The sequence below is a fragment of the Shigella sp. FC1544 genome (genome assembly GCF_001722145.1).
Taxonomy (GTDB): Bacteria; Pseudomonadota; Gammaproteobacteria; order Enterobacterales; family Enterobacteriaceae; genus Escherichia; species Escherichia coli.
Window position 1 is genome coordinate 1 of sequence record NZ_MECT01000593.1, and the last position, 12992, is coordinate 12992.

The following is a 12992-nucleotide window of genomic DNA, read 5'->3' on the forward strand; positions in this document are numbered from 1 at the left end:
AACATCCATAGCTTTGGCGGCATCTGCCACCGTGTATTTCTGGTCAACAACCAGTTGAGCGGATTCGCGTTTAAACTCTGCGCTAAAATTTCTTTTTTTCATTGGAGCACCTGTGTTGTTCTGAGGTGAGCATATCACCTCTGTTCAGGTGGCCAAATTCAGTGTGCCACTTCAGGGGGAATCAAAGCCTGGGATTATGTTCGAATGGGGGTTCTGTCACGGGTCGGTGTGCTCAACAAGTGGCTGACGGAAGAAGAGAGTTTATGGCTGCAATCGCGCGTCTATGTACGAGCTCACCATTACTATCACGGCTGGATGCACTATTTTTCTGCCTATTCGTTAGGGCGTCTCTACTGGCAATCTTCTCAGTGCGAAGACAACACTTCGCTACGCGAGGCGCTAACCCTGTACAAATACGATAGCGCCGGGAGTCGGATGTTCGAAGAGCTGGCAGCGGGAAGCGATCGTTTCTATGCCACGCTTCCCTGGCAACCATTAACTGTCCAGCCTGAATGCCCGGTAACGCTTAAGGATGTGAGCGACCTATGAAAACATGTTGGCAAATCCTCGAAATTGAAAGCACGACGCAAATAGACATTATCCGCCAGGCTTATCTTGCTCGCTTACCGTTATGTCATCCCGAAACCGATCCGCAGGGGGTTAAAGCATTACGCCAGGCCTATGAAGAGGCGCTGCGACTGGCGGTAAATCCTGTCGAGGAAGCAGATGATGAAGAAAAAGATGCCGCCGCTGAACATGAAATACTGCGTGCATTCAGGACATTACTGGATTCAGAAAGTGATCGTTTTCATCCCTCCGCCTAGCAGAAATTTATTCAGCAATTAAATACCTGGAACATGGAGGATGTCGATCAATTACGCTGGCCGCTGTGTGCAATCGCTATAGAAGCGCGATATCGTTCATTGAATTGTGCTTCTTTGCTGGCAGAGCGTTTGAACTGGCATTCGTTTAATGACAGCGAAGGAATGGATGAGGAAGAAAGGGAGGCTTTTCTTGAGGCCATTCAGGCTGGTGATTGTTTCGATTTCCTTAGCCTTCTGGAATATCCCGTTGCGTTGCAGAACCAGACTGTTGAGTATTACTTCGCGCTGGAACGTTGCTGCCGTTACCATCCTGACTATGTCACTGCGTTTTTGGCGATGGAAGGTCCGTGGTTCATTCCTGATGATGCAAAGTTACATCGCAAACTGTTGCGCTGGTACAGCTCGGTGCAAACAGGTATGGCGGAACTCATTCCTGTAGCCAAACAGTGGCAAATGGAAGAACCAGAAAGCGAAGATGCCCGATATTACTTGTGTGCTCAAAGGTTGTACTGCGGCGAGGGGGAAAGCCTGCTTGCCGATCTCTGCGCGTACCGGGAAAGTTACCCATCTACACAAGCTGATAATTTGTTGTTGCAGTGGAGTAAGCGTCATTGCCCAGATTATTTCGCGTTATTAGTGATGGTTATCGAAGCGCAGAGCATGGTAGATGCGCAAGGTAAACCATTGAAATATGTTCCTGGTGAGAGCGCCCGGACGCGGCTGTTATGGGCGGAGATTTTACATAGCGGAAAATTATCGCCGTTAGGTCAATCGTTTATTGAGTCGTTATTCTTCAAACGCAAAGCATGGGCGTGGTGGAAATCGAGAGTCGGTAGCGAGACAGAGCAAGATTCACCGTTACTGGATTTGTATCGGGTAGCGGAACAGGTAGTGCTTGAAGCGTTTCCGAAACAAGAGATGCTGGCCCGTCTTAATACAAGGCTGGAAGGCGGAGATGCTCATCCATTAGAGGCCATTATCACCCGGATGCTGTTGACGAAAGTGAAACTCGAGCCGGAGGATGAAGATGTCGATGAGCCAACACCTGAAAACCATGAAGAAAAAAATGATGAGGATGAAAAACCACAGAGCATTACCAGCATTATCAAAATCAGTTTAACGGTGCTGGTGATAGGTTATGCTCTCGGCAAAATCGCGATGTTGTTTAGTTGACGATGTGTTTTTTGCGCCGATGCCGGATGCAGCGTTTACGCCGCATCCGGCAGCCGTGTTAATGGGATCTCAATGGCTAAATAATCGCTCGCCCGCCGCCGAACTTCATCCACGCGGGCCATGTCGTTTGACTGTAGCGCCGCATCAAAATCGGTGATCACCCGGCCAATCTCTTCTCGCTCGTCACCCAGCGCTCGCGCCCACAACTCTTCCAGTTTGGCTTTAAAGGTGCGATTGATGAGCATATCGCGCGGATAAATTTTCAATGCGGATAACCGCGTCCGACTCTCTTCAATCTGCTGCGCGCTCAATGTTACCGGGCTGTGGTTAATCACTCTGGACTTAACGCTGCCGTCTTTCAGAAGCACGTCAACTTCAAGCAACCCGTTGATATCATAACTAAAGCGAATATCAATCGACTGATAAGCCCCGGTTTTCTTCAACGGCACATCGAAGGATTCAACCAGAATGTTATTTTTAACTTTGTGGTTTTCTCCCTGATAGACGTTAACCGTAATTGAATCCTGCTCCGGGTGCATGGTCGAGTAAGTTTCTACACGCGACACCGGTACTGTGGTGTTTCGTTCAATAATCGGCGAGAAAATGCCGGAAACGCCCTGGCGGTTAACTTCAACGCCCAACGAGTAAGGGCAAATATCAGTGAGGATTACCTCTTCAATATCTTCACTGCGTAAGCGGCAGGCGGCCTGGATTGCTGCGCCCAGCGCGACAATGGTGCTCGGATCGTAACTTTGATACGGTAATTTGCCAAACAGACGCACGGCGATTCGCTGCACCAGCGGCATTTGTGACGCGCCGCCAACCAGCACCAGACTGTCGATTTGACTCGGCTTCAGACGCGCATCGCGCAACGCCTGTTCAATCGGCACTCGCAAGCGATTGAGCAGCGGCAACCACAAATCTTCCAGTTCGTTCTCGTAAAATTCGCATTCCCGCGTTTCTTCCTGATACTGCCAGCGAATGTGCAATGGCGATTGATTGCTACATTTTGCCGCTTCCACACAGGCGTACAAGGCTGCCAGTTCACTCTCGTTAAGCGTGGTCCTGGCAACTTCCGCGCGTTTTAAAACCTCATCGACCAGCATATGGGTAAAATCTTCGCCACCGAGGAAGCTATCGCCAGCGGAGGCGTGAACTTCAATCACCGGCGTGGCGTACTCAAGCACCGTAACGTCAAACGTGCCGCCACCGAGATCAAAAACCAGCGAGCGGGTATTTTGTTGCGTATGCAGGCCATATGCCATCGCAGCTGCTGTGGGTTCATTAATTAAGCGTACCGCATTTAACCCGGCTAACTCCGCAGCTAAACGGGTATGCTTGCGTTGTTCATCGCTGAAATAAGCCGGAACGGAGATCACCACATCTTTAATCGGACGTTGCAGAAATTCTTCGGCATCTTCTTTTAATGAGCGTAATACCAAAGAGGACAGTTCTGGCGCGTTAAATGTGTCGCTGCCTAACCGCCAGTTGGTATTACTGCCCATTGCGCGTTTAAATAACGCTGCCGTTTTATCCGGATGCGAAGTACGCCGTGATACAGCCGGTTTTCCGACTAAAATATGATTATTTTCATCCATGCTAATTATGGATGGTGTTAAATATTCACCGAACTTATTTGGAATTAATTGCGCGGCACCGTCTTTCCAGACGGCAATTAAACTATTGGTAGTGCCGAGATCGATACCAATGGTGAGTTCTGCATTATCCATTGCATTTATATCTTGAAAGAAAAAGAGATAAACAGATTAAGACCACCCAGGTAACGCGTGGTGATCTTAATCAATGACGTGTGTTAAGCGTAAAATTTCAGACGATCAGCCAGTAAATCAACAAAGCCCTGACGATCAACATCGACCATTACAGTGGCATTCGGTTTATTGCCAGTCAGATAATAATAATCAACAACCGTCATACCCTGGGTATATTTCCCCTGTGTTTCCACGCCAACCCAGCGCTCAACAGTGGTAAACAACTCGGGTTTCAACAGCCAGGCGATGGTGCATGGGTCATGCAGCGGTGCACCGACAAAGCCCCATTTTTCGTCTTTATGATATTCGAGGAAGAAATCCAGCAGTTCGGCAACAATGGTTGAAACAGGGTTGCCAATCGCGCGGAAACGCTCGGTGTCTTCAATGTGGATTTGCGCTTTATGAGTAACATCCAGACCGGCCATCACCACTGGGATCCCTGACTGGAAGACAATTTCTGCCGCTTCCGGGTCAACGTAAATATTAAATTCAGCCGCAGGCGTCCAGTTACCAAGCCCCATTGCGCCGCCCATAATCACGATACGGGCAATTTTGCTATGCAGTTCCGGATGGCTATTGAGCAGCAAGGCAACGTTAGTTTGCGGTCCGGTAGACACAATCGTGACAGGTTCCGCACTTTCGCGCAGCGTTTTCGCCATCAGCTCTACCGCCGTACAGTTTTGCGGTGCGAACGTCGGTTCCGGTAATGCCGGGCCATCCAGACCGCTTTCGCCGTGCACATTGTCCGCGATAATCAACTCACGCATTAACGGTTTTACCGCGCCGCCTGCTACCGGAATATCGGTGCGATTAAGCAAGGTCAGCATACGCAGAACATTGCGTAAGGTTTTTTCTGGTGTCTGGTTTCCGGCGGAAGACGTAATTGCTTTGACATCAAGCTCTGGTGAGGCGAGGGCGAGAACTATTGCGATAGCGTCGTCATGACCTGGGTCGCAATCTAACAGAATTGGCAGTGCCATTGTTGCTCCTTGTTGTGTGCTTCTTTGCGACAAGGGTAACGCCAGGATGTAACAGATACGAGGGGCGAAACGATAAAGCGTGAGATGGCGCGCACTTGGGTATGCGCGCCAGAGTGATTAATGCAGGATTTTCGCGAGGAAGTCTTTCGCGCGGTCCGATTTCGGATCATCGAAGAAAGCGTCTTTCGGCGAGTCTTCGACAATTTTACCCTCGTCCATAAAGATCACCCGATTCGCCACTTTGCGGGCAAAGCCCATTTCGTGGGTCACCACCATCATGGTCATTCCTTCGTTCGCCAGTTCCACCATCACGTCCAGCACTTCGTTGATCATCTCCGGATCCAGCGCCGATGTCGGTTCGTCGAACAGCATCGCAATAGGATCCATACACAACGCGCGAGCGATTGCCACACGCTGCTGCTGACCGCCGGAAAGCTGCGCCGGAAATTTATTGGCATGTGCGGAAAGTCCCACGCGCTCCAGCAATTTCAATGCTTTTTCACGAGCGGGCGCTTTATCGCGTTTAAGCACTTTCACCTGCGCCAGAGTCAGGTTTTCAATAATCGACAAATGGGGGAACAACTCAAAATGCTGGAACACCATCCCGACGCGGGAACGCAGCTTTGCCAGATCGGTTTTCTTGTCATTAACCACGATACCATCGACGGTGATTTCACCTTGCTGCACTGGTTCGAGGCCGTTGACGGTTTTAATCAGCGTTGATTTGCCGGAACCAGACGGGCCGCAAACCACCACCACTTCGCCTTTTTTCACTTCGGTTGAGCAGTCGGTCAGCACCTGAAAGTGACCATACCATTTTGAAACATTTTTCAGGGTAATCATTATGCTGTCCTTCTTTTCAAGTAGCTGACCAACAACGACGCGCTAAGACTAATAACGAAATAAACAAATCCGGCAAACAGGATCATCTCAACCTGCGTACCATCACGCTCACCAATGGTTGAGGCGGTACGGAAGAAATCGGCCAGAGATAACACATACACCAGTGAGGTATCCTGGAACAGTACGATGCCCTGAGTGAGCAGAAGCGGCACCATCGCGCGGAACGCCTGCGGCAGAATAATCAGTTTCATCGACTGCCAGTGAGTCATTCCCAACGCCAGCGCGGCGCTCGACTGACCACGAGAAATACTTTGAATACCAGCACGGATAATCTCTGAATAGTAGGCCGCTTCAAACATCGAAAACGCCACCATCGCCGAAATTAAACGGATATCATTTTTTGGTGATAATCCCAGCACGTTTTGCAGAAAACCTGGCACGATCAGGTAAAACCACAGCAAAACCATAACTAAAGGAATCGAGCGGAATACGTTAACGTAGGCTTTGGCAAACCACGCTACGGGCGCAAAGCTGGACAAGCGCATCACCGCCAGCATGGTGCCCCACAAAATACCAATCACGACTGCCGTGACGGTGATTTTCAGCGTGATCACCAGCCCGTCGAGCTAATATGGCAGGGAAGGGACAATGGAACTCCAGTCAAACTCGTACATTATTTGCCCCCCATGTTGCCAGGCAGGCGAACTTTACGTTCAACCAGCGTCATTACCAGCATGATAATCGCGTTAATCAACACATACGCCAGCGTAATAGCGGTAAACGACTCCCTGGCGTGGGCTGAGTAATCAAGCAATTTACCCGCCTGCGCCGCCATATCCACCAGACCAATAGTCGAGGCGATGGCGGAGTTTTTCACCAGGTTCATCATCTCGGAAGTCATCGGCGGGACGATAACGCGATAAGCATTAGGCAGCAGTACGTATCGATAAGCCTGCGGTAGCGTCAGGCCCATCGCCAGCGCGGCATTTTTTTGCCCACGCGGCAACGACTGAATGGCGGCGCGTACCTGTTCGCAAACACGGGCGGCGGTAAACAGCCCCAGGCAGAGCATGGATGAAAGGAAAAACTGAATATTGGGATCCAGCTCGGCCTTAAACCACATGCCGATTTTCTCCGGCAACAGCTCCGGGATCACCAGATACCAGGTAAAGAATTGCACAATAAACGGCACGTTGCGGAACAGTTCGACATACAACGTACCCAGACCGGAGAGAAAACGGTTTGGAACGGTACGTAAAATGCCGAAAAATGAACCGACGAGGAAAGCGATAATCCAGGCGCAGATCGACAAAGCGATCGTCACCTGAAAACCACTCCAGATCCAACCAAGATAGGTGGTGTTGCCGAACGGGGCTTGTTGTAAAAAAATACCCCAGTTCCAGTCTATAGACATAAATCTACTCCAGAAAAAAGAGGGTAGCAGCGTTAACTGCTACCCTCGAAGATTGTTACCCAGCGTATTGCGGTTTTCAGGCCCGATGGGGAACGACCATCAGGCGTATAGTCTGTCCGTGCTACGTAACAATCGAGAGGGCTGGAATTTCCGCCCCTGGTTCTTGTAATTAGTTCAGTGCTTTGTCATTCGGTTCTTTGAACAGTGCTTTCATTTCGTCTGACAGTTCGAAATTCATGTTCAGGTTTTTCGGCGGAATTGGATTTTTGAACCATTTATCAAACCATTTTTCCGCTTCACCGGAAGTCTGCACCTGAGCGATAGTGTCATCCATCAGCTTTTTGAACTGCGGATCATCTTTACGCAACATGCAACCGTAGGCTTCCTGAGACTGCGGCTTGCCGACGATATCCCAGTTGTCTGGTTTCTTCGCTTTCGCACGTTCACCGGCCAGCAGGGCATCATCCATCATAAAGGCAACGGCACGACCGCTTTCCAGGGTGCGGAAAGAGTCACCGTGATCTTTGGCGCTGATGATGCGCATATTCATTTTTTGCTCTTCATTCAGTTTGTTGAGCAAAACTTCAGAGGTAGTGCCGGAAGTGACGACTACGGCTTTGTCTTTCAGGTCGGCAAAATCTTTGATATCGCCGCCCTTTTTGGTCAGCAGGCGCGTACCGACCACGAAAATAGTATCAGAGAAAGCCGCCTGTTTTTGGCGTTCGACGTTGTTGGTGGTAGAACCACATTCAAAATCGAAAGTGCCGTTTTGCAGCAGTGGAATACGGTTTTGTGAGGTAATCGGAATCAGTTTTACCTGCAAGTCCGGTTTGTTGAGTTTCTTTTTCACTGCTTCAACAATGGCGTTGGAGTAATCCTGCGAGTAACCCACCACTTTTTGCTGATTGTCGTAATAAGAGAAAGGTACTGAAGATTCACGGTGACCGACGACAATCACACCGTTTTTGGCGATTTTGTCCAGCGTACTGCCTGCTGCCGGGGCGGCGTCATCTGCCTGTGCCAGTCCTGCGGAAAGCGCCAGGGCGAGGATTGCTGTGGCAGGTTTACGTAATTGCATATCCAACTCCTTTATCTTCTGCGTTAAGAACGCATGGATACCCGTTGTGAGTGTTTGTGTTGTTATCGTCTGCAACCTTATTGTGCAGTGTTGTGCCTGTTAGGTAACATTTAGTTTGGCTAAATGTAAAGATATTGCTGTTTTATTGTTTGTTTTTGCGAGATGCGCCGCACCATTCCGAAGCAAAATTCTTAAACCGCACCTTTTTGGTGCTACCGCTGATTTGTGGTGGTGCAACCTGGTTGCGTCGCGGCTGATTTCATCGCTTACACAGTAAATAAAGCAACTTACATGCCAAAAAATACTTAGGGGCAAATTAATTACGATTGTAATTTCAGGCTGAAAAAGTCATATTTCGGACAGAATTATCTTTTCGGCATGGGACGTTTGCCGGGATGATAACTGCACACGGGAAAAATGCTTTTTACCTGTCTTTTCAAGGAAGAAACACCTTATGTCTGCATCTTCGGTTAAGCCGTTAAATGTTCAATTACCCGCAATAACCCTTATCCTTTTTGCACTCTGTATTGGGATATTTTGTTATCTCGCACAATGGATGAGTTATGAAGAGGTCGATCAATCCGCACTTATCCATCTCGGCGCAAACGTTGCGCCTCTTACTTTGTCGGGTGAACCCTGGCGCTTATTGAGCAGTATCTTTCTGCACAGTAGTGTTTCTCATCTGCTGATGAATATGTTTGCATTCCTGGTCGTGGGAGGTGTGGCGGAACAGATTCTGGGGAAATGGCGACTCCTGATTACCTGGTTATTCTCCGGCGTCTTTGGTGGGCTCATCAGCGCCTGTTATGCGTTACGCGATAGTGATCAGATAGTCATCAGCGTTGGGGCATCCGGGGCAATTATGGGAATAGCTGGCGCTGCGATAGCAACACAGCTTGCTTCAGGTGCGGGCACATACCATAAAAACCAGCGGCGAGTATTTTCTCTGTTGGGTATGGTGGCGCTGACACTGTTGTATGGTGCCCGGCAAACAGGAATAGATAATGCTTGTCACATTGGCGGCCTGATTGCGGGTGGCGCGTTGGGTTGGCTGAGCGCGCGTTTATCTGGGCAAAACCGACTCGTTACGGAAGGCGGGATTATTGTTGCGGGCAGTCTTCTTCTGACCGGGGCTATCTGGCTTGCGCAGCAGCAGATGGATGAGTCAGTTTTACAAGTCAGGCAAAGCCTGCGTGAAGCGTTTTATCCACAGGAGATTGAACAAGAGCGACGGCAAAAAAAGCAGCAGTTAGCGGAGGAACGCAACGCCCTCAGGGAAACATTATCCGCTCCGGTAAGTCGTGAACAGGCCAGTGGTGATTTGCTCGCTGAGATTGCCGATATCCATGATATGGCGATCAGTCGGGATGGTAATATGTTGTATGCCGCAATTGAAAACACGAACAGCATTGTTGTTTTCGACCTCGGACAAAAGAAAATCCTGCATACCTTTACAGCGCCCATAGCGAAAGAAAAGTCAGTCAAACATTGTGGTGGCTGTAAAGATCAGGGCGTCAGATCGCTGACATTAAGCCCGGATGAAAAGTTGATTTATGCGACTTCATTTGAAGCGAATGCGTTATCGGTCATTAACGTGGCGACAGGGGAGATTATTCAGTCGATTACCACCGGTGCACATCCTGACAGCCTTATCCTCTCGCGTGATGGCACAAAAGCCTGGGTGATGAATCGCACCAGTAATAGTGTGTCAGCGATTGATCTGGTGACTTATCAGCATGTGGCGGATATCCCGCTGGAGAAATACGACGGGGCGGGGACGAGCGGTAAACCAGGCGCCTGGGTTATGGCACTTTCCCCGGATGAAAGAACATTACTGGTTCCGGGAGCAGGCAGAGGTAACATCGTGCGGATCAATACCATCACGCATCAGAAAGAAGACTTTCCCGCAGGTGATGCGCGTGGAACGATATCGGCGATGCGTTTTCGACCTGAAAACGGCGAGGTTATTTTTGCAGATAGTCAGGGGATTTCACGTATAAGCGTAGGGGATCAACAAGCCAGCATTATGACGCAATGGTGTAGCAGGAGCGTTTATTCCGTTGAGGGTATTAGCCCGGACGGTCAATATTTAGCGTTGGTGTCATATGGCCTGCAAGGTTATGTCATCCTGCTCAATATTAATGCCGGGCAGATTATTGGCGTTTATCCTGCCAGCTACGTTAATCACCTTCGTTTTTCAGCGGATGGTAGAAAAATATTTGTCATGGCGAAGAACGGGTTGATCCAAATGGACAGGACGCGCTCGCTTGATCCGCAGGCAATTATTCGTCATCCCCAATATGGCAATGTGGCTTGTATCCCTGAACCGTAAGAAAAAGGGGCATGATAACCATGCCCCAAAGCTCAATGAGAAAGTACGTTTTGCTCATGCAGGATACATCAGGCACATCAACGTTTACGTGCTCGCAGACTCATCAACACAGCGGCAAAACCAAACAGTGCCGTCAGCACCCACAGTGGCCAGTTGCCGGTACGTGCATACGGTGTGAGTCCGGTGGTCGGTGTCACATTAGTGGTTAACACCTCGCGGGTGAACTGCGGGATCATCGCCTGAATCTCACCCTGCGGGCCAATCACCGCCGTAATGCCGTTGTTGGTGCTGCGCAACAGTGGGCGCGCCAGCTCCAGCGCACGCATTCGCGCCATCTGGAAGTGTTGCCATGGACCAATAGATTTACCAAACCACGCATCGTTGGAGATAGTCAGCAGATAGTCGGTATCCGGGCGGAAGTTATCGCGCACTTGCTCGCCGAGAATGATCTCGTAGCAAATAGCCGCAGTAAGCTCAATACCATTTACTGACAGCGGCGGCTGGATATATGGCCCACGGCTGAACGACGACATCGGCAGATCAAAGAACGGTGCTAACGGACGCAGAATCGACTCCAGCGGGACAAACTCGCCAAACGGCACCAGATGGTTTTTGTTATAGCGATCGGCTGATTCGTAGCTGTACGGTGCACCTTTACCCAGTGTGATGATGGTGTTGTAGGTATCGTAGCGGTTCTGCTTATTGAGACGCGCGTCGACAATCCCGGTTACCAGCGAGCTACCTTTATCGCGCAACTCACCGTCCAGTGCTTTGAGGAACGGTTGCTGATTAATTTCCAGATCGGTTATCGCCGACTCCGGCCAGATAATCAACGATGATTTGCCCATCAGCGGAGCCGTTGCGTTGTAGTAAATCTTCAGCGTATTAAGAAGCTGATCTCCATCCCATTTCAGTGATTGCGGAATATCGCCCTGAACCATCGAAACCTGAATGGTTTTCTCCGGTTGCGGGGTAAACCATTGGATGTAACGCAGCGGGAAGGGTAGGGCAAACAGCACGACGGCCACCACCAGCGGACGCCAGTTGCGTTTGACCAACGCCAGTGCCAGCAGGCCACTAACCATCATCAGCAGGAAGTTAATGGCTTCCACGCCCATTATCGGTGCCAGCCCTTTTAACGGGCCATCAATCTGGCTATAGCCGAACTGTAACCACGGGAAGCCTGTCAGTACCCAACCGCGCAGAAACTCGGTCACTTGCCAGAGAGCAGGGGCGGCAATCGCCACGCGCAGCCAGGTGGTTTTCGGCCACAGACGCGACAGCACGCCAGCAAACAGTCCGGTATACAGCGACAAATACGCCGCCAGCAGCACCACCAGGAAGATGTTAACCGGGCCAGGCATTCCGCCAAAGGTCGCGATGCTGACATAGACCCAGTTAATACCGCTGCCAAAGAGGCCAAATCCCCAGCAAAAGCCAATAGCGGCAGACTGGAGTGGACGGCGGTTAAAGGTCAACGCCTGAAGCCCCATCAACGAAATAATCGCCGCAGGCCAGACGTCGTAAGGAGAGAAGGCCAGCGTTCCGCAGGCACCGAATAATAACGCCAGCAGCAGGCGAATGCGCTGGCGTTCAATTAATGAGGCAAAAGCCATGTAGTTATCTATCCAGTTTCGGTTTTATTCATCCAGCTTCGGCTGGGGTGAGTCATCCGGGATTTTGACATGAACCTGAATAATACGTCGACTGTCGGCCATCGCCACTTTGAACTGGTAACCGTCGATGTCGATAGTTTCGCCACGCGCCGGAAGATGCCCAAACGCCTGCATCACCAGACCACCGATAGTGTCGACTTCTTCATCGCTAAAGTGGGTGCCGAACGCTTCGTTGAAGTCTTCAATGGAAGCCAGTGCGCGCACGGTCCAGGTATGACGACTCAGCTGACGGAAGTCGATATCATCTTCTTCGTCATATTCGTCTTCAATCTCACCAACAATCAGTTCCAGGATGTCTTCAATGGTCACCAGACCGGAAACCCCACCGAATTCGTCAATGACGATCGCCATGTGGTAACGCTGAGAGCGAAACTCTTTCAGCATCCGGTCTACGCGCTTACTTTCAGGAACGACAACCGCCTGACGTAACACTTTGTCCATGCTGAAGGCTTCAGCATCGCTGCGCATAAACGGCAGCAAGTCTTTTGCCATCAGAATCCCTTCAATGTGATCTTTGTCTTCGCTAATCACCGGGAAACGTGAGTGGGCGGACTCGATGATGACATCAAGGCATTCGTCCAGCGTCTGGTTGCGTTTCAGGGTAATCATCTGGGAGCGGGGGATCATGATGTCGCGAACGCGTTGGTCTGCGATGTCCATCACCCCTTCGAGCATATCGCGCGTATCTTCGTCGATAAGGTCGTTCTGCCCGGAATCACGGATCAGCGCCAGCAGTTCGTCACGGTTTTTCGGTTCACCGTGGAAAAGTTGGCTGAGTAACAGGGAGAAAAATCCCTTCTTGTTGCTTATCGTGTCACTACTGTGTGAATTGTCGTCGCTCATGGCGTCGTATGGGTTCTCATGTTAGTTAATCAAAACGCCGTCGTTAATCACCAACGGCGG

Annotated in this window: 10 protein-coding genes and 2 pseudogenes; 3 read left to right on the forward strand and 9 right to left on the reverse strand. The window is 50.2% G+C overall.

Annotated elements, in window-relative coordinates:
- Window positions 1-102 (reverse strand): IS3 family transposase (locus BGK49_RS24510; protein WP_069375680.1); only part of this gene is annotated, 102 nt, incomplete at its 3' end.
- Window positions 103-162: 60 nt separating this feature from the next.
- On the opposite strand from BGK49_RS24510, the pseudogene BGK49_RS24515 reads away from it, so the two are divergent.
- Both BGK49_RS24515 and djlC read left to right on the forward strand, forming a co-directional pair.
- A pseudogene (locus BGK49_RS24515) lies at window positions 163-549 on the forward strand (DUF1266 domain-containing protein); the annotation flags it as partial.
- Window positions 546-1997, forward strand: a pseudogene (djlC, locus tag BGK49_RS24525) (co-chaperone DjlC). The pseudogenes BGK49_RS24515 and djlC, both read left to right, overlap by 4 nt.
- Window positions 1998-2032: 35 nt before the next feature.
- On the opposite strand, the gene hscC reads toward djlC, so the two are convergent.
- The 6 genes from hscC to gltI form a co-directional block, all read right to left on the reverse strand.
- The gene (hscC, locus tag BGK49_RS24530; RefSeq protein WP_000367922.1) at window positions 2033-3727 is read right to left on the reverse strand and encodes a molecular chaperone HscC; all 1695 of its coding nucleotides are present in this window, start codon (window positions 3725-3727) and stop codon (window positions 2033-2035) included.
- Between the two features lie 83 nt (window positions 3728-3810).
- The gene (gene rihA / locus BGK49_RS24535; RefSeq protein ID WP_001207515.1) at window positions 3811-4746 is read right to left on the reverse strand and encodes a pyrimidine-specific ribonucleoside hydrolase RihA; all 936 of its coding nucleotides are present in this window, start codon (window positions 4744-4746) and stop codon (window positions 3811-3813) included.
- Between the two features lie 117 nt (window positions 4747-4863).
- The gene (gltL, locus tag BGK49_RS24540; RefSeq protein ID WP_000631384.1) at window positions 4864-5589 is read right to left on the reverse strand and encodes a glutamate/aspartate ABC transporter ATP-binding protein GltL; all 726 of its coding nucleotides are present in this window, start codon (window positions 5587-5589) and stop codon (window positions 4864-4866) included.
- Window positions 5589-6206, reverse strand: a complete 618-nt coding sequence (gene gltK / locus BGK49_RS24545) for a glutamate/aspartate ABC transporter permease GltK (protein WP_137509832.1) — start codon at window positions 6204-6206, stop codon at window positions 5589-5591. The genes gltL and gltK overlap by 1 nt, the downstream gene beginning before the upstream one ends.
- Window positions 6207-6262: 56 nt before the next feature.
- The gene (gene gltJ / locus BGK49_RS24550; RefSeq protein ID WP_069375843.1) at window positions 6263-7003 is read right to left on the reverse strand and encodes a glutamate/aspartate ABC transporter permease GltJ; all 741 of its coding nucleotides are present in this window, start codon (window positions 7001-7003) and stop codon (window positions 6263-6265) included.
- Between the two features lie 169 nt (window positions 7004-7172).
- Window positions 7173-8081: a glutamate/aspartate ABC transporter substrate-binding protein GltI gene (gene gltI, locus BGK49_RS24555; protein ID WP_001297566.1), complete on the reverse strand. Its 909-nt coding sequence runs from the start codon at window positions 8079-8081 to the stop codon at window positions 7173-7175.
- 454 nt (window positions 8082-8535) lie between these two features.
- On the opposite strand from gltI, the gene BGK49_RS24560 reads away from it, so the two are divergent.
- Window positions 8536-10413, forward strand: coding sequence for a rhomboid family intramembrane serine protease (locus BGK49_RS24560; RefSeq protein WP_001276713.1), 1878 nt, complete (start codon window positions 8536-8538; stop codon window positions 10411-10413).
- Window positions 10414-10490: 77 nt separating this feature from the next.
- Here the strand turns inward: BGK49_RS24560 and lnt are convergent, their stop codons facing one another.
- Entirely contained in the window at window positions 10491-12029 is a 1539-nt protein-coding gene (gene lnt, locus BGK49_RS24565; protein WP_000853030.1) for an apolipoprotein N-acyltransferase, read from the reverse strand.
- 24 nt (window positions 12030-12053) lie between these two features.
- A complete protein-coding gene (gene corC / locus BGK49_RS24570; RefSeq protein WP_001278605.1) occupies window positions 12054-12932 on the reverse strand; it encodes a CNNM family magnesium/cobalt transport protein CorC in 879 nt (292 codons plus the stop codon).
- Window positions 12933-12992: the final 60 nt, after the last annotated feature.